The sequence below is a fragment of the Spiroplasma endosymbiont of Cantharis rufa genome (genome assembly GCF_964019665.1).
Classification (GTDB): domain Bacteria; phylum Bacillota_I; class Bacilli_A; order Mycoplasmatales; family Mycoplasmataceae; genus Spiroplasma_A.
In genome coordinates, this window is record NZ_OZ026459.1 from 393811 (window position 1) to 413551 (window position 19741).

Consider the following 19741-nt stretch of genomic DNA (forward strand, 5'->3'; position numbering starts at 1 on the left):
AATAAAAAAGAATTAGAAGAAGGTGTGGAGTTACATGTTACTAAGCAGTTCAACAAGTACTATTGTAATTGGAGTTGTTGTTTTAGTTGTTTTAATATTTGTTATAGTTTCATCAATAACAAGTAAAAAAGCTCAAAAAGTTGAACAACAGAAAAGAAAAAAAGTAGTTAAAGAAGAAATTAAAAACTATTTGGCAAAAACACAAAACATTAAAAACATTAAAGTTGAATATGAAAAGGTTTATGCTAGAAAAGGTGTAGAGTACAAATATAGAGATGTTTTTGATGTTGTTGTTCAAATGTTTGAACCAAAAACAAATAAGTTAATTTCAACTAATGCATATGAAGTAGAAGGAATTACTACAAAATCAGGAAAAAATAACTATGTAACTGCCTGACAAGTTAATGGTGAAATTGACCTTGAAAATACAAAAAGAAGGATAGCTATTGCAGAAAAAAAAGTTAAATTAACAAAACAAGAAAAAGTTGTACTTAAAAAAGAAGAAAAGTTAAAAACTATTGAGCATAAAACTCAAGTTAAAGAGGAACTTAAAAATATCAAAGTTGAGAAGAAAACTCAAAAAAGTAATAAAGATATTTCTCTTCAAATGGATAAAGCTATCAAAGCAACAACAGTTAAATTTGTACCAAGAAGAAATAAGTAACATATTTTATAATATGTTTTTTGTTTAGGGGATTATAAGATGAAAGTAGTTACAAAAGAAGATTTTAAAAGATATATGGGTGTCTGCCCAAAAATAGCTTGAATTTTTCATAATTTGGAAAATTTTAAAACAATTATTAATTTGAAAAAAAATAAGATTTTTGAAACTCATTATAAAGTTGAAATGAACACAGAAGATGATTTTAATTCTTCATCTGGATTTAATGCAATTGATTTATATTCTGATTTATTGACAAAAGAAGAAAATCTTTTATCAAAAGAGGAGTTTTATCAAAAGGAATTATTAATTAAACAATTAAATGATCTTAATGGTTTTGAAATATCAGGTCTTCCTGCAGAAACAATTGTTGATGGATTGGCAGTTGGTGAAGCTGCTAGGGAGTATTTCATTGAAAAATTATATGAAGAGAATTTAGTAGGGAAAACAAATTTTGAATATTTTGATTTTCAGGAAATGGAATATATTCAAACAATTCAAAAAACACGTGAGATTTTAGATAATAATAATATAAAGTATTTGTTTGAGCCCACTTTTGAAGCTAACAACTCTATGTTAAGAGTTAGATGTGATGTTTTAATTAACAATGGTAATAAGCACGTTACTATTGTTGAATTTAAGGCATCAACCTCTTCAAAGACTGAACATTTTTTTGATATTATGTATCAAAAAAAAGTTTTAGAAAAAAATGGTTACATTGTTGATGATGTAAAAATAGGTCTAATAAATAGAGACTATATCAGAGGAATTGGCATTAAAGAAGAAAGACAAGACTTTGAAGTATCAGATCTATATGATATAGATTATGAAAATGATGTGAAACCTAAAATTAAGGATTTGAAACTTCCAATTAGTGGTGAATCTGATTTAATATATTCACAATTAATAAGAATTACAGATAAATTGGAGAATTCATTAAAACTTCCAAAAATTAATAGTTTAATTGAAGGAATGGAAGCAAATGATTTCTATTTTGATGGTTATATAGCGGAGATAGCGACTTTTTTTGAAATAAAAGAGAATTTATTTAATGAAAAGTGTAAAAAAGTTAAATTAGAATATGCAAAATTAAGTTATAAACTTGATGAAAAATATTGTCAACATGTTGTTCCATATTATGATAAAAGTAAGTTTAATCTTTACGAATTATCAGGTTTTAAAGCTTCTGCTGCAGTTATACATTCCTTATTTCCAAAAGATATTTATATTGAAAATCTCAAGGACCTAGATGATAATAAATACATTTATAATTCAAAAAATTTATTTAAGAAAGATCAAAAAAGAGTAATTAATGTTGTTGTCAATTTTATAAAAAATAACAAAATTACAGCCAAAGATATCATCAAATCTGGTTCATATGAAACAATCTTAAAAGATTTAAAACAATATTATGATTATCCAATTTATATGTACGACTTTGAAACAGTAAAGTGAGCAATTCCTAAGTATGATAATTCTTGAGCTTACCAACAAATTCCATTTCAATATTCAATTCATGTTATTGATAATCCAAATTATGATTTTAATGACCCAATAAATACAATGAAACATTTAAACTTTATTGCAAGCAATCAAGATGATCCAAGACCACAATTTTTATTAAATTTTATTAGAGATTGTTTTAAATATGGTCCAGGCATTTATGTGGCATATAATAAATCTTTTGAAAAAGGTGTTTTAAAAAATCTTATTTATTGTTATCCTCAATTCACAATTCCTTTGACTTACATTTATATGAATACTATTGACTTAATGGAATTTTTCAGAAAAAAAGGAGATAATTGATTAATTTATCATCCAGAGTTTAGAGGATCATATTCAATTAAAAAAACTCAACCTGCTTTGGATAGTAGTTTGAGTTACAAGGACCTAAAAATTAATAAAGGTGATAAAGCAAGCCAAACTTTTAGACAATTTTTAGATAATGTAATTAGTCAAGAAGAATACGAAGTAATTTTAAAAGAAGATATGCTTAAATATTGTGACAGAGATACATTAGCTATGATTGTAGTTTTACAAAAAGTTGTAGATATTGTTAGGGAATATAATCCTAATTTTTTAGAAGATATTATGAAATTAAGCGAGGAAGAGAAATAATGTTTAAAGTAATATTTTGTGGTACTCCTGAGATATCAGTTGAGATTTTAAAAGGTATTGAAAAAACTGGCCTAACAATTGTTGGTGTTATTACTCAACCTGACAAACAAATTGGTAGAAAAAAAGAAATTAAATTCTCACCAGTAAAAGAATACAGTTTAAGCAAAAATTATAGATTATTTCAACCTTTTAAGATTTCACAAATTTATGATGAATTAAAAAGTCTAAAAGCAGATTTTATGATTACTTGTGCTTATGGTCAATTTATTACTCAACCAATTTTAGATCTCTTTAAAAATTGTATTAATGTTCATGCAAGTCTTTTACCAAAATACAGAGGTGGAAGCCCGATACAATATGCAATTATGAATGGAGATAGTAAAACTGGTATTTCATTAATGAAAATGATTAAAAAGATGGATGCAGGTGATGTGTATTGCCAATCAGAAATTTTAATTGAACAAGATGATAATGCTAATTCAGTATTTAAAAAAATGGCTGTTTTAGGTAAAAAAATGATAGAAGAGAGTTTATTACAAATATTAAAAGGGCAATTACTTGGAGTTCAACAAGATGAATCTAAAGTTAGCTTTGCATATAATTTAAAAAATGAAGAAGAAAAAATAGATTGAAATAAATCAGCTGAGCAAATTTACAATTTTATTAGAGCTTTAAGTCCTCAACCAATTGCTTTTACATATATTGACAAAGAAAGAATTAAGATAAAATCTGCGAGAATTATAAAAGATGAAGAGAAATTAATCACACTAGATAAATTATTCGCTAATGGAGAAATTATTGCTATTGATAAAGAGGGAATAATTGTAAATACAACTAATGGATTTTTGAAAATTCTTGAACTTCAAAGAGAAGGTAAAAAAATGGTTAGTGCATCTACTTTTAAAGATCCAAATTCACCTATAAAAGTGGGCTTAATTTTTAACTAATTTTTATTTATAAATAAATCCTTTCAAATTAGCACAAAAGAGTATTTTTTATATATAATTTAATTAGATACATTAAAGGGAGACTATTTTATGTCAGTAAACGATTTAAGACCTGGAAATACATTCTTATATGATGGAAATATTTTTGTTGTTTTGGAAAATTCATTTTCTAAAACAGGTAGACAACAAGGAAAAGTTACAGTTAAAGTTAAAAACTTGAGAACTGCAGCAAGAGTTGAAATTACTTTTACAGGAGGAGAAAAAGTAGATAAGGCTTTAATTGAGAAAAAGGATATGCAATTTTTATATAATGATGGTTCAAATTGTGTTTTAATGAATACTGAAAGTTATGAACAAGTGGAAATTGCTTCAAAAAAATTAGAATGAGAATTAAAATTTATAACAGATGGTATTATGGTAAAAATGACAGAGTATGATGGTGAAATTCTTGGAATAACTATTCCTGAAAAAATAGAACTAACAATAGTTGAAGCTGAACCTGCTGTTAAAGGCGATACAACTAGTGGAGCTCAAAAAAAGGCAAAAGTTGAAACAGGGTTAGAAATAACTGTTCCTTTATTTATTAAAGAAGGAGAAAAAGTGTTAATTAATACTACTGATGGAAAATATGCAGGAAGAGCAAACTAAAATAAGAAATTAGAGGTGAATGATATGTATATATCTATTGAAAGAAACTCTAGAGGTAATCTAGAAATAGATGAAAAAATACTAAGTAAAATAATTGAATTTGATGTTATTTCAATTGCAGTTGGTTATAAAAGTATAAATGTAAGTGTGACTATTCATCAGGAAACTGATCTATTTATTTTGGTAAGAGTATATGCACTTGACCAAGGAAAATTTTTTATGGATGGAATTAAAGCAACCTCAGTTATTAATGATTCTATTTATAAAACTTTAAAAGTAAAACCAAAAAATATATCTTTTGCATTTATTAAATAAATACTTGTCTATTTAGTTTTTTACTTTATAAACTAAAAATTATTTATCTTTTAATTATAACTTTTCTAGGCAAGATAACCTTTAAAAATAGGGCTAAATAGTGTATAATAAATCTATATTTAAATGGAGGAACTAGGCATGGCTGCTAATAATAAATCATTAGGAAAAAAAATAAGTACTACAAGGACAAAAACAGTTATTGTAAAGAAGCCTGGCTCAAATGAATATTTATATCAAAAGTTTGGTCCCAAAGCATTAGCTTTAATTAGTAAATATAATCTACAAATTGATGAAAGTTATAAAAAATTAATTTCTTCATATGAAAGAATAAACTCATTACCTAAGAATGACCCAAGAAGACCTAATTTAATTGACTTATGAGAAGGTGAATTTAATAGGATTTTTAAACATTTCTGAGAAAATTTTGCTAATGGACAAAATCCTACTAATGAAAGAACTATTTCTGGTTGAAAAGATAGATTAGAAGTTAAGCCGGTATCAGTATTACCAGATGAAAAAAGAAAAGATTTAATATCAAGACTTTCTCCTTCTGCATCAAACTTTAAAGGTAGCAAGACAACTAAGGAAGAAATTTTATCTAGAGCTGGTTATTCAAATAAAATTAAAGCAGAGAAATTTAATTTTACTGCAACAGCTAAAACTGGACAAAGCTTATTTGAAATTGAGAACTTATTAAGTGCAGCAGAAGAAAAGGGAGTTGGAGAACCAGAAAGCATTTTAAAAAATAGCTTTGCAGCTCTTCAATCTAGTGAAAATGAAGTTGCTTCAACTAAATCAATTATTAGAATAGACGAAGAAACTGAATTAATGACTTCAACTGCAATTCCAGATCCTAATTTGTTAGATTTTATTAATGATGGAAATGTTTCAAATAATTTAATTCAAGAGGAAAATGTTAATATTGAAGATCAAGAGTTAACAAATGAAACTAAACTTTCTGAAAGTGAATCTCAAGAAAATAATTCAGAAACTATTGGATATGTTACAAGTGAAAATATGTCTAGAGAAGAATTTAACAAAACAAACAATATTGAAGTACAAGAAAGTAGTTTAGTAAAAGAAGATGAAAATCTTGCAGCTTTAGAATTAGGAACAGAATTTTTTCAAAAACATTTAACTGAACAATTTGACATCAATACTAATATTTATGTTACTGAAAAAATGGGTAAAATTGAATATAGTATGAAAGATGATATGATAATTCCAGAAAAAAGAAATATCCTTTCAAAAGAAGGATTCGAAATTAATTTAAATCCTGAAAAAACTAACTTATTAATCAGAAACAATGAAAGAACAGAAAAAACAGAGCAAGTAAAACCTTATCATGAAGAAAGACCAGTAGGATATTATCCAATAAATTATGATGCTGCAAAAAGACCAATGATTCATGACTTAATTGCTTCAAATGAAAGAGAAAGCTTAGCACTTGATGAAATGACTCATAAAGTTGAGTATTTGAGACAATTAAGAAATGATCGTCGTCATAGAGTTAACATGATGAAAATTGAAAGAGCTAACAGTTATATTGTTACTCGTGCAAGAAGATTGGCCGAATCACGTGAGTTAAGAAGACTTAAAAGACGTGAGGATGTAAACTTAAAAGCAATCGAAAAAGCAGAGAGATTAAGAAGATTACATGAAAGACAAAAATTAATTGAATTAATGAAAGAACGTCAATTAAAAAGAACTGAAGAAAAACGTGTAGCTTCAGTTTTAAGACTTGAACGTGAGAGACGTTATGAAAGAGATGCTAAATATAGAGCTGAAATAGCAACTATTGACGCACAAATTAGACAAGAACAAGAATTAATAAAAGGTACTGAATTAAAAATGAAAGCATACTTTACAAAATTTAATGATAATGAAATGTTTGATGAGTCATTAAAAGTTGCTAAAGAAATAGTTCCAAATTACAAAGCAATTCAACAAAAAGCAGAGACTATTCAACAATTGGAAGAGAAAAAACGTAAGGATAGAGTTGAAAAAATTAGTAGAAAATTTATAAAAAATATTAAATAATAAAAAAAGACATTTGCTATGATAAAAATGTCTTTTTTTTATTTTTTAATGATATTTAAAAAACTCTTTTAAATTGAATTATATACTTTATTTTGTAAATAAAATATGATATTTATAGTAAAATATTTTTAACTAGTAAAAGTTTGCTTAAATAATTTAAACAAACTATAGTAATTAATTTAATATTTATTTTTAATTGTTTGAAACAATTAAAAAAAGAAAAAGAGGTAATAAATAACAATGGCAGTTAAGAACAAAATTAGAGTAAGAACAGAAAGTGATTTTTCATTACTATCTGGAAAAGTAAGAGCTAGAGTTAAAAATTTAATTGAAAAGAGACTTAATAGTAAGACAATAGTATTATTTGCTCAAGAATATGAAGCATATGATATAAATTTTCGTCTTCAATTAGTTGACTATATTAATTATTTAATGGAAATTGAGAATTCAAATTTGCCTGCTTATTTAAGCAATAGGAATCAAGCAGCTAATGAAGCTGTTTATCAAAGTTTAAAAAAAACTATTTTTAAAGATAAGGAACTTGATAAAAAGAATTTTAAATTCCAATTAAATGACTCTAAAGCAGCAACTAGTCAAAAGTTAGTTAACAGTTCTATACAAACAGATCCAAGAAAAAAAACTAAGGAAATTGATGTTCCTAAACTAAATTCAATTAATAGAAATTCAATTGAAAAATTATTATTGGAAGCAAAGCAAAGAGAAGAACAAGAAGCTAAAATTAGAGATGCAAAATTAAAAGAACAACAAAGATTGGTTGAACAGCAAAAAAGAGAATTAGAAGAAAAAATGGCCTTAGAAAGAAAAAGAACTGAGGAACTAGCAGCTAAATTAAGAGAAGAAAAAAGAATACTTGAAGAGAAAAGACTTGCAGAAGAAAAAAAACAAGAATTAGAAAAACAAAAAATTCTTGATAAAAAATTGAAAGAAGAAAAAGCAGCTAGATTAATAGAAGAAAAAAGATTAGCTGAAGAACAGAGAATTGCTGAAGAAAAAATAAGAGAATTAGAAAAACAAAAAGCTATTGAGAAGAAACTAAGACAAGAGAAAGCAACTAAATTGCGAGAAGAGAAAAGATTAGCTGAGCAAAAGAGAGCCGAAGAACAAAAATTAGCTGAACAAAAAAAACTAGCTGAACAAAAAAAACTAGCTGAAGAACAGAGAATTGCTGAAGAAAAAAGACTTGCAGAAGAACAGAGAATTGCTGAAGAAAAAAGAAAAGAATTTGAAAAACAAAAAGCTATTGAGAAAAAACTAAAACAAGAGAAAGCAGCTAAATTTAAAGCAGAGAAAGCTGAAAGAGAAGCAGAGAATAAACTAGCAGAGAAAAAAAGAATTAATGAAGAAAAACGTATTTACGAAGAACAAAAGCGTTTAGAAGAAGAAAAGGCAGCTAGGGAAGAAGAAATGTTTTCTGTTGAAAGAGTTATCGAGACTAGAGCTGTAAAAGAGAGAGACTACTTTAGAGAGCAAGCAGAAAAAGAAAAACTTTGACTGCAATTATATGGTAGATCAAGAGAAGATGCACAAAAATATAGACAGAGTCAAGAAGAGAAAAGAGTATCTAAAATTAGTGAACATAATAAAAAAGTATATATTGATTCTTCAATTGAAGCTCAAAAAACTTTTACTATTCTTGGATATGAGTTTTCAATGTCTGAAACTATGGACCCAAAAAACAAGTTCTTTAGTTTTTGATATGATTTAAAAAAGAAATTAAACACTTCAAATATCTCTGTTTGATTAAACATTCACCCAGAAAAACAGAGATCAATACTTAAAAAAAGATTAAAACTTGAAGTAGGTCTTTGAGAAAAAATAAGATATATATTTACAAGGGAACCAATTCAGAAAAAAAAATCATCAAAAAAACTGGAAAAAAATTAATAAAAATAGATTAAATAATAAATATTTTAATTTAGTATTTATCTTCCAAATAAGAAAATATTTTAGTTGTAATATATTAATTCAAATTATCGATGGGAGAGGCAATTATGAAATGTTGTGATTGTAAGAATAAAAAAGATAATTGCAGTTGTTCGATAATTGAATGTCTTTGCAATGAAATTATTAGTTGTTTGTGCTGTTTATTTAAATTTTGGGAAGAAAGAGATAAACAATTAAGTATTCATGAAACTTTTATAAATTTTTGAAAAGAGACAATAAAAATTAAAGCCATTCCTAGTGTTATAAAAAAAGATATTGAAAGTACTTTTAAGAAACTTTCAAAAGTAGAAAATTGTTTAAATAAGGTTAATTATATAGAATATCTTGATTTAAAATATGATCCAGAATATATTGTAAAATTAATGCAGAAAAATAATATTTCTAAATTAAGTTATTTTATTACTAAGCTTGAATTATATATTGAATTTTCTAATATTTTAATAGATGTAAGTGAGTATTTAAATTCTAAAAATACTTACTTAAAATTAAATACAAACATTAATGAAATAGTTAAATTGTTACCCATAATTGTTGAAATATTTGTTTGTTTTAAACCATCGATTGAGAATTCTCTAGAGTATGAAACTTTAAAAGAAAAAATGTATATTTTTGACTTAAATTTAATTAATTTAGAAAATAAGTTAGAGATTAAAATTACTTAATAATAGTCAATTATTTGTTATAATAAAAAAAGTTATGTATAAAAGAGGAGAAATTTATATGAAATTTAGTACAAAAAAAATTGCACAAAAAGGACAAGGAATTTGGATAGTTACAATTGAAGGTAAAGAATGAGAAGAAGCAGTAAAAAAAGGTAAATCAAAAGCAGCAGCTAACATTGAAATACCAGGTTTTAGAAAAGGTAAAGCACCAAAAGAAAAAATTGAACAATATTTAACTCCAGTTAAATATTTAAATGCAGCAGTTCAATCAATCATGGATAAAGCTTGAACTTTTGCAAGAGATCAAAAATCTGATATTGAACCATTTACTTCGCCAGTACCAACTCCTGTTAAAATTAGTGAAAAAGAATGTGAGTTACACTTTATTTTTGACTTAAAACCAGAAATAAAAATAGGAACTTACAAAGGACTAAAAGATAAAGAGTTGTTGAAAGAAGAGTTAAAAGTTACAAAAGAAGAATTAGATAAATCAATTGATCAATATAGAGAAAGATTTGTAATGGAAAAACTAAAAGAAAAAGGTGCTAAAATTGCTAAGGGCGATTCAGTTTCATTTGATTTTGAAGGATTTATTGAAGGTAAAGCTTTCAAAGGTGGCAAAGGACTAGATTTCAAATTAATTATTGGAAGTGGCCAAATGATTCCTGGTTTTGAAGATGCAATGATTGGTAAAGAACTAGGAGAATCTTCAATTAATGTAGTGTTCCCCAAAGACTATACTGATGAATTAAAAGGGAAAAAAGCTGAGTTTAAATTAAATGTAAAAGAAATTAAAGAGAGAATTTTACCTGCAAAAGATGATGAATTAGTAAAGGATTTAAATCTACCAGGAATTACTACTTTTAAAGAGTTAGAAAGTAGTTTAAAAACTCAAATTTTAGATCAAAAAACATTACAATCAAAAAATATTTTTGTAAATAAAGTAATTGATTTAATTAGATTGAATTCAACAATTGAAATTCCAAAATCAGCTATTAATAAGGAAATCGAAACTTTATACAAAGAATTTGAAGCAAAGGTTCAAAGTCAAAAAATAACAATCAAAGATTATAAAAAACAAACTGGATTAACTGATAGCGATATCAGAAACGAATTATTTGAAGATGCAAAAAAACGTATTGAAAGTTATTTAATAACAGATCAAGTTAGAAATACTGAAAAATTTGAAGTATCAAATGAAGAATTAAAACAAAAATATGAAACTTTAGCTAAAACATTTGGTGTAGAAATTGACTTTATTAAGAATTCTTTCTTACCAGAAGCACAGATAAAAGAAGAGATAATTAAAGAAAAAATCGTTGATTTCTTGTATACAAATAACGGTTAAAAATACAAAATATCTTGTATTTTTTTCTTTTTTTAGCACTTAACACTTGCAAGTGCTAAAAATTATGATATTATATTTTTGTACCTAAGGAGGAATATTATGAATAAAAAATTACCAATGTTAATTACTCGTGGTAGTTATATTTACCCAACTTTTGAACAAGTTTTAGAAATTGGTAGAGATAAAACAACACTTGCAGTTAAAGAAGCTGTTGAAAAATATGAGGGAAAAATTCTAATGGTTTCACAAAAAAAACCATTAGAAGATGATCCAAAATTAAATGATTTATTCACATTTGGTGTATTGGCTGAAGTAAAAATTAAAAAAGAATGAAAAGATGGTACATTAACTGTAAATATAAAATCAATATCACGTATAGAAATTAGTGATATTGAGTTGAAAGAGTTTTATATTGCAAATTATAAAGTAAAAGATAGCTTAAAGAGCTCAAATAAAGAAGCATTAGATAAGATAACAAAATATATTAAGGCAATGATAAGTTCACAAGATGAATTCCCATCAGAAGTTGGTGATATTATTAAAACTTCTGCTGCAAATGTTGATCCTAATTTTATTGTAGATAGTGCTGCTAATTTGATGCCATTTATGCCAATTGAAAAGAAACAAGCAATGCTTGAAGAATTAGATCCTGTTAAAAGAATTGAAATAATTAATGACTTTTTAGATGAAAAACGTCAATCAGCAGATATTGAATCATCAATTAGTAAAAAAATTAAATCAAGAGTTGATGAACAACAAAGAGAATTTTATTTAAGAGAAAAATTAAAAGCTATTAAAGAAGAATTAGGGGATATTGATGGAGAAGGAGATGATTTGGCTAAATATAAAAAACGCCTTGAATCTGAACCTTTCCCAGAAAACATAAAAAAAAGAATTTTATCAGAAATTGATAAATGTGAGGGAATGCCTGCGTCTTCTTCAGAAGCAAATATTACAAGAACATATATTGATTGAATGATGCAAACACCATGATGACAAAAAACTGAGGAAAAAACAAATCTAACTTTTGCAAAAAAAATTTTAGATAAGCATCACTATGGATTAGAAAAAGTTAAAGAAAGAATTATTGAGTATTTAGCTGTCAAACAAAATACTAACAAAGTAAAAGGGCAAATAATTACATTAGTAGGTCCTCCAGGAGTTGGTAAAACAAGTTTAGCAAAATCTATTGCTGAATCAATGGGAAGAGAATTTGTGAAAATGGCTCTTGGTGGTGTTAAAGATGAATCAGAAATTAGAGGTCATAGAAAAACTTATATAGGAGCAATGCCAGGTAGAGTAATTCAAGGAATGAAGAAAGCTGCAGTTAAAAACCCAGTTTTCTTACTTGATGAAATTGATAAAATGGCAAGTGACTATAGAGGAGATCCAGCTTCAGCAATGTTAGAAGTATTAGATCCAGAACAAAACTCAAAATTCTCAGATCATTATTTAGAAGAAGAATATGATTTAAGTGATGTTGTATTTATTGCAACTGCAAATTATCCTGAAAATATTCCAGAAGCTTTATATGATAGAATGGAAATTATTGAATTATCAAGTTATACTGAAATTGAAAAAATGAAAATTGCAGAAGAATATTTAATTCCTAAAGTTTTAGATGATCATGCTGTTACTAAAGAGCAAGTAATCTTTAAAAAAGAAGCAATTAATGAAATTATCAAACACTATACTAGAGAAGCTGGTGTAAGACAATTAGAAAGATGAATTGCGTCAATTACTAGAAAATTTGTTGTAAAAATGTTGAAAAAAGAAATTGAAACACTAACAGTTACTCCTAAAGTAGTTAACGAATTACTTAAAAAAAGAATTTTTGAACATACTGAAAAAGAAAATGAGGCTCAAGTTGGGGTTGTTACAGGACTTGCTTATACTCAATTCGGAGGAGATATTTTACCAATTGAAGTTAACCACTTTCCTGGTAAAGGGGGATTAGTTCTTACTGGTAAGCTTGGAGATGTTATGAAAGAATCAGCAACTATAGCTTATGACTTTGTTAAATCAAATTATAAAGCATTTGGTATTCCTAAAGAAGTATTCAATGAAAATGATATACATATCCATGTTCCTGAAGGAGCTGTTCCAAAAGATGGACCAAGTGCTGGTGTAACAATTACTACAGCAATTGTTTCAGCATTAACAAATAAACCTGTGCCAAAAGAAATAGGTATGACAGGTGAAATTACATTAAGAGGATTAGTATTTCCAATTGGTGGATTAAGAGAAAAATCAATTTCTGCTCATAGAAGTGGTTTGAAAAAAATATTAATTCCTTTTAAAAATACTAAAGATATCGAAGACATTCCTGAAGAGGTAAGAAAAGAATTGGAAGTAGTTCCTGTTCAAAAATATTCAGAAGTTTATGAAAATGTATTTGGTATTAAATTAAATGATCTTGTTAGAGAATTGCCAATTGCAACTTCATCGAAAGAAGAAGGCAAAAAAACTCATTAAAATATAAAAACAACTTTCTAATAGTTGTTTTTATATTTTTATGATAATATATCAACAATATAAAATAGAGGGGAAAATTTATATGGATAATTCATATAATGCAACAAATAATCCTATTGGAGATGTGATTGTTGCTAATAATAGAGAAGAATCTAAAAAATATATTCCAGATGATAAGGTTTATAAATTAGTTAAAGAAAAAAATAAGCTTAAATTTTCATGAATAGTATTAATTTATGGATGAAAATATAAGACATTGTTTTTAAGTGTAGTTTTTGTTGTAACTTTTAGTGCTTTTTTAGTAAGTTTAAATACTTTATTTTTAAGAAATGTTCTTAGTGCAGCACAGGCCCAAAATGGACAGTATTGAAATTTATCGTGAAAAGCATGAATGGCTATAACAGCTACAGATTTAATTTTGCTATATTTTTGTACATATATTAGGAACTCATGTTCAATTATGCTTGCAGTAAATATAGAAGTAGAATTGAGAAATTTGACAATAAAAAGATTATTAGAGCAAGACATTAGTTATTATTCTGATAAAAAAATTGGAAAATTAATGACAAAATTGGTTGGAGATACTAATGTTATTGGAAACGAAATTTCAGGAATGATTGCTTGAGTAATTCAAGCGCCATTAGTTATTGTAATGGGAACAGCTATGATGTTTGCAATTCATTGACAACTTGCTTTAGTTGCAAGTATTTGTGTTTATTCATTAACATTTATTGTAATAATGTTTTCACTTCAATATCAAAAAAAGGTTAAAAAAGTTAGAGATGTAATTTCTGATGTCAATGGTGATGTAATTGATCGAATTGGAGCAATTAAATTAGTAAAAGCAACAGGAACAAGAAGATATGAAGAATCAAGATTAGAAGAACTTCATAAGCCTTATATTAAGGCATTTAGACCAATTTCAAAAATAGATGGTACTTTATTAGCAATTTTAATTGCTTCAGATGTTCTAATTAATTTAATTATGATAACTATTGCAATAGAATTTTTTAATGATAATAAGATGTTGACAACTACTTTACCATCATTTATTTCAGCTATGGTGGGTTTAACTCGCCCTTTATGACAAATAGCTGCAATTATTCCGGGTCTATCAAGAGCATCAGCATCTTCTGCACAAATATATGAAGTTATTGAAAAAGAACCAATTCTTGATGATAAAGATAAATCAGGGATTTTATTTGATGAAAATATTTCAAAAATTGAATTTAGAAAAGTTAAATTTAATTATCCTGAGAAGCCAGAAGTTAACATTGTTCCAAATTTAGATATTACTTTAGAAAAGGGAAAATCTTATGCGTTCGTTGGTGAAACTGGAAGTGGTAAATCTACAATTTCAAAATTATTGTTAAGATTTTATGATCCAACAGACGGTTGTATTTTGGTTAATGATAAGAATTTAAAGGACTTCAATTTAAAAAGTTACTTAAGTCATGTTGGTTATGTTGAACAAGAACCATCAATAATTTTTGGTGATGTTTATGATAATGTTAGATATGGTTATTTCAATGCCACTGAAGAAGAAGTACATGAAGCTTGTAAAAAAGCTCAAATTGATCAAATTATTAATAGTTGACCTTATGGTTATCAAACTATTTTAGGAGAACGTGGTTTATTACTAAGTGGTGGTCAAAAGCAAAGACTTGTAATTGCAAGGATTTTACTTAGAAATCCTGAATTATTAATTTTAGATGAGGCTACAAGTGCCTTAGATAATATTGTTGAAAAGGAAATTCAAGTTCAATTAAATGAACTGATGAAAGAAAAAACATCGGTAATAATTGCACATAGATTAAGCACTATAAAAGATGTTGATAAAATATTTGTATTAGCTCCTGGTAAGGGAATTGTTCAACAAGGAACTTATAAAGAATTAATAAAGATTCCAGGAAAATTTAAAGATTTGCATGATGCAGGTAAGTCTTAAAAACTAACCAAAAGGTTAGTTTTTTTGTGCTATTATTCAATTAGGAGTTAAAAAAAATGAGCAAACCTTTAAGTTTCTTACTAAGACCAGATACTTTAAAAAATATTATTGGTCAGTCACATTTAATTAATAATAAGTATGGTTTAATTTCAAAAATTGTTGAAAAAAAATTTCTTACTAATTTAATTTTTTATGGTCCTCCAGGAGTTGGTAAGACATCTATGGCTATTTCTATTGCAAATGATCTTAAAGCAAAATATGATTTTTTTAATGCCTCAAATGATAAAAAAGAGAAATTACAAAAGTTAATTGAATCATCAAATCATGATGAACAATTAATATTAATCGTGGATGAGATTCATAGAATGAATAGAAATATTCAAGATTATTTACTAGAGTTTATAGAGTCAAAAAAAGTTGTGGTTTTTTTGACTACAACTGAGAATCCTTATTTTGTAATTAATCCTGCTATTAGAAGTAGATGTACAATTTTGAAGTTAAAAGAAATTACTATTGAGGAAATGGAAGAGGGAATAAAAAGAGTATTAAAAAATAATAAAATTAATCTGGATATTGAAAAAGAGGCCTTTGTAAAACTTTGTGAACTTTCTAATGGAGATTTAAGGGTTGCTATTAATTCAATAGAATTAATGCTTGAATTATATCCAAATATTAAAATTAATAATGAAATTATTGAGGCAATATTTGAACAAGCTGTTACTAAGGGAACAGGAGAAGGCGATGAATATCATGATCTAAAATCGGCATTACAAAAATCAATTAGGGGAAGTGATGTTGATGCTGCATTACACTATTGAGCAAGATTAATGAAAATAGGTGATTTTGAAGTTTTAATGAGAAGAATGGTTATTATGGCTTATGAGGACATAGGACTAGCCAATCCAACAATTCCCATAAGAGTTTATCAAGCATGCCAAACTTTTAGACAAATAGGAATGCCAGAGGGAAGAATTATTTTGGGTTTGGCTATTATTGAAATGTCTTTAAGTGAGAAATCAAACTCGTCTTATTTAGCTTTAGAAAAGGCAATAGAAGATGTTAATAATGGTTTAGCACCTCCAATTCCACCATATCTTAGAGATAATCATTATCGAAGTGCTCATAAATTAGGACATGGGATTGGTTATAAATATGCTCATAACTATGAAAACGATTGAGTTGAACAACAGTATTTGCCAGATGAAATTAAAGATATAAACTATTTTACTTTTAAACCTCATAGCAGTTATGAAAGAAAATTAATGGAAATATACATAAAATTTACAAAAGGAAATAAGATAAAATAATACATAGAGAGTAGGTAATTTAAAATGAAAACTAGTGCCAAAATAAGAGAAGAATTAGCTCAACAAGGTTATATTTGATTACCTACATACAAAAATATTTTAGAGAAAGTTTGACAACACAGTGAAACTTATATTGATGAAGATGAAATAGTTTTATCTGCACTTTGAGCCAGTTTTAAAAGATATGATGAAAAAATGATTGGAATTGTTTTTATTACATCTAAAAGAACTTTTACTTTAGAAATTGGCGATGATGATTCAAGTACACAAATAAGATATTTGCCATTTGACTCATATTCATTGCAAAAAATTCAACTGCAATTTTCAAAAAATGACGGAGGCTTACATTATGTCTCACTTCAAAATGATAGTTTTGGAAATGGTATTACATTTGGAACTACAAATAGAGATGTAGCACAGCACTTTGTAGATACTTTAAGTGGAAAAACAAATGGTGAAATTGAAATGCTTCCAGATTCTGATGAGCCATTACTTGCAGAAAATGAAAAAGAACAGTTCATTGATGAGAATTTAAAAAAAGCAAAAGAAAAAAAACCTCATAAATTGGAGAAAAAACACGAGGAAATAAAACCAATTAAAGAATTTGATCAATGAAGAAAAGCTCCTCCAGAAGCAAAAGATAAAAATGTAGAGATTAAAATAGTTCCTCCCAAAAAAGAAAAACCTAAAAAAGATAAAAAAAAGGGTTATGGAGTAAAGTGAAAATCAAAAACATGATTATTATGATTTTTGCTACCAATTTTAACTTTAGGAACTATTATAGCAATTATATTTATAATGTAATATTTAAAAAACTCGTATATTAAACGAGTTTTTATTTTCTTTCAATTGAGTTAATTTTTCATTCATCAGACCCATTTAATAATATTAGTTCTATTTCATATGTAAATGTAGCATTTGAATAAGGTATTGTATACAAGGTTCTATATTTTATAATAGCATCAGTGTTTTGTTCATCAATACCTTTATAACTTAAAATTTTTGTCTTAAAATTGTCATTCTGAATTAAAGGTCTATAATAATATGTTGTAAGATCACTTTTCATTTTATTAACATCCTTAAAACCAAGTAGTATTTGATCTAAGAGATCATTGATATTAGAGTCATCTAATATTTTTTCTAAACCACTTAATATCGTTTTTTCTCTAAATATATTTTTTTGTCTACCATTTTCATCATAATCATTTCCAAGAGCAAACATAGCAGATTTTATACCTTTAACGTTTTTATTTTTTTTCTGATCAATATCTATATATAATCCATTTTTATTATTTGTTATCATTAATGTTTGAAGAGCTGTGTATTTATTAATACCTTCTTTATATGGAGTATCTTGACCATAAAAAATAGAATATTTATCCTCAATTAATGCTGAAGAAATATCTCTAATTCCATCAGTTAATCCTATTGTAGATTCTTTTAAATCTTTTACTTTTATATAATTTGGATTTGTTGAGCTAATTGAATAATAAATAAAATCTAATATTTCAGAAATAGTTTTTCCGTTATATATTTGAGAACTTAATATAGTTTGCAATGAAATGTTTTTTTCTCCTCCAATAATAGTTTTCAAAAAAGTTGATTCAGAGCTTCATAGAGTTTTTCAAGCACTTTTCATCATTTCATCTTGGTTAAATCTAAGTGGAATATTAACACCAAAAGTTTTTAAAAAATCAAATAAAGAGTCCAAACCATTAATACTTCTGTTTTCAATAAAGGCATCAATAATAGCTTTTACAAAATTACCTATTTGATTAGGCCCAATTTCTCCAATTACATTAATTTTAATATTTTTTCACTGTGCAAAACCATTACCAATTGCATAAAGAATTGGTGAAAAACCCTCAACACCTTTATAATCACCTGATAAAGTTCCTAATTTTGCTAATAAAGATGGCACTCAACCAAGAATTCCTGGCTTTGATATGTCTATGGTCTTACTACTTCCACTTTGAAATAATAATCCCAATAGTTTTGCAAAATTTAAACCATCATTATCTTTTGCATTTAATGCAATAGAAAAGTTTTTGATTAATGTTTTAGTACTAAATTGACTATTTTCAAATTCATTATCAGCAAGTTCTTTTAAAAATTTTAAATTTCTTTTTTCTCTTCTTCCAACTTCTCCTTTATATGAATAAAGATCATCATGACTTTGTGGAGTGTCTTGTGAGAAATCAATACTTGTAATTCTTTGTAAAATAGCTGAAATAACAAATAGGGCATCAAATATAATAGAGAAAATATTTGATGTGTCTAAGTTATTTAAATTATTTAAAAATCCTGCAAAGACATCGCCAAATTTATTTTCAAAATTAAAATCAATATCTTGATATAATTCATCTATATTTTTTATAACTTTATCTTTTTGACCTGAAAGTTTTGCAAATATATTATTTGATCTTTTTATAGCAGCATTCATTATTTTTTTATTTGTTAAATTTTCAATTTTATCTACTCTTAAAATACTGTTTACTAATAGATCTAATATTGATACAAAGTCTATATTTAAAAGAGTTTTAATAATTGATTCGTTAATGATCTTTCAGTTATTTTCTCTTAATGCTGTTAAAAAATTAACATTTAATAAATTTGAAATTAAAGTATATGGTAATTTTGCGCTAACAGCTATTTTTATTATTATGGCAATTATTTCAGCTCATTGGTCTAAAGTATTTGAAATCGATGCCATTTTTTGACTACTAAATTTATCTACATTATCTTCACTAAGATTTAATTGAGGCAAAAAAGATTGTATTAGTCCTGAAGAATTTGGATGAATTCCTCCATTAGATTTTATAATTCCTATAAAAACTGTTAAAAGACTTCCAATCGAATCAGCAGCTCCAACTGGAGATTTTACATTATCTGTAAGAAAAGGGCCGTTATCATTAGATCCATCAACCTTAGCTATTTTATTTATCTCTTCTCTTTTCAAGCTTTGATTAAAATAACTACCATTTAATGAACTCATATCAGTTTGATAATTTGTATTAAAACCTGGCATAAGTTCTTCTGCTCTGCTTGAGTGTATTAAATCTAGTAAATAATTTGCATCATATGCAAGTCCATAGTTTACTTTTTGACTGGCATTTTGCACCATTGCACCCCTTAAAAGAGTTGATGATATTTGAGTTAAATTTTTTACTTTATTAATAACTGACTTTTTTTTGTTATTTATTGTACTACAGCTTGTGACACTTGCTGTAGATGCTGTTATTGAAACTATTCCTAAAAGTGAAATAATTTTTTTCATTTTCCCCGACTACTCCCTCTAATTATAGTT

The 19741-nt window shown here is 26.3% G+C and carries 14 protein-coding genes; 13 read left to right on the plus strand and 1 reads right to left on the minus strand.

Translation table 4 applies throughout. The features are described from left to right. The first annotated feature begins 34 nt into the window (after positions 1-34). The 13 genes from AACL15_RS01825 to AACL15_RS01885 all read left to right on the plus strand — a co-directional run bounded on the left by AACL15_RS01825 (position 35) and on the right by AACL15_RS01885 (position 17238). On the plus strand, positions 35-664 hold the full coding sequence (locus tag AACL15_RS01825; RefSeq protein ID WP_339034743.1) for a hypothetical protein: 630 nt from the start codon (positions 35-37) through the stop codon (positions 662-664). Between the two features lie 39 nt (positions 665-703). Then, entirely contained in the window at positions 704-2779 is a 2076-nt protein-coding gene (locus AACL15_RS01830) for a DUF2779 domain-containing protein (protein ID WP_339034745.1), read from the plus strand. Continuing rightward, a complete protein-coding gene (gene fmt, locus AACL15_RS01835; RefSeq protein ID WP_339034747.1) occupies positions 2779-3726 on the plus strand; it encodes a methionyl-tRNA formyltransferase in 948 nt (315 codons plus the stop codon). Before AACL15_RS01830 ends, fmt begins: the two co-directional genes overlap by 1 nt. A gap of 90 nt (positions 3727-3816) precedes the next feature. Then, positions 3817-4374, plus strand: coding sequence for an elongation factor P (efp, locus tag AACL15_RS01840; protein WP_339034749.1), 558 nt, complete (start codon positions 3817-3819; stop codon positions 4372-4374). A gap of 24 nt (positions 4375-4398) precedes the next feature. After that, the gene (locus tag AACL15_RS01845; protein ID WP_339034751.1) at positions 4399-4689 is read left to right on the plus strand and encodes a hypothetical protein; all 291 of its coding nucleotides are present in this window, start codon (positions 4399-4401) and stop codon (positions 4687-4689) included. Positions 4690-4827: 138 nt separating this feature from the next. Beyond that, complete coding sequence (locus AACL15_RS01850) at positions 4828-6729, plus strand: hypothetical protein (RefSeq protein WP_339034753.1); 1902 nt, start codon at positions 4828-4830, stop codon at positions 6727-6729. 240 nt (positions 6730-6969) lie between these two features. After that, positions 6970-8634: a hypothetical protein gene (locus AACL15_RS01855; RefSeq protein WP_339034754.1), complete on the plus strand. Its 1665-nt coding sequence runs from the start codon at positions 6970-6972 to the stop codon at positions 8632-8634. A 107-nt stretch (positions 8635-8741) separates the two neighbouring features. After that, the gene (locus AACL15_RS01860; RefSeq protein ID WP_339034756.1) at positions 8742-9356 is read left to right on the plus strand and encodes a hypothetical protein; all 615 of its coding nucleotides are present in this window, start codon (positions 8742-8744) and stop codon (positions 9354-9356) included. A 58-nt stretch (positions 9357-9414) separates the two neighbouring features. Next, complete coding sequence (gene tig, locus AACL15_RS01865; protein ID WP_339034758.1) at positions 9415-10704, plus strand: trigger factor; 1290 nt, start codon at positions 9415-9417, stop codon at positions 10702-10704. 99 nt (positions 10705-10803) lie between these two features. Then, positions 10804-13179 carry an endopeptidase La gene (gene lon, locus AACL15_RS01870; RefSeq protein WP_339034760.1) on the plus strand — a complete coding sequence of 792 codons (2376 nt, stop codon included), beginning with the start codon at positions 10804-10806 and terminating at the stop codon, positions 13177-13179. 82 nt (positions 13180-13261) lie between these two features. After that, entirely contained in the window at positions 13262-15127 is a 1866-nt protein-coding gene (locus tag AACL15_RS01875) for an ABC transporter ATP-binding protein (protein ID WP_339034762.1), read from the plus strand. A gap of 56 nt (positions 15128-15183) precedes the next feature. Beyond that, a complete protein-coding gene (locus AACL15_RS01880) occupies positions 15184-16434 on the plus strand; it encodes a replication-associated recombination protein A (RefSeq protein WP_339034764.1) in 1251 nt (416 codons plus the stop codon). A gap of 24 nt (positions 16435-16458) precedes the next feature. Continuing rightward, positions 16459-17238, plus strand: a complete 780-nt coding sequence (locus AACL15_RS01885; protein ID WP_339034766.1) for a hypothetical protein — start codon at positions 16459-16461, stop codon at positions 17236-17238. A gap of 31 nt (positions 17239-17269) precedes the next feature. Here the strand turns inward: AACL15_RS01885 and AACL15_RS01890 are convergent, their stop codons facing one another. Beyond that, the gene (locus AACL15_RS01890; protein WP_339034769.1) at positions 17270-19711 is read right to left on the minus strand and encodes a hypothetical protein; all 2442 of its coding nucleotides are present in this window, start codon (positions 19709-19711) and stop codon (positions 17270-17272) included. Between the last annotated feature and the right edge of the window lie 30 nt (positions 19712-19741).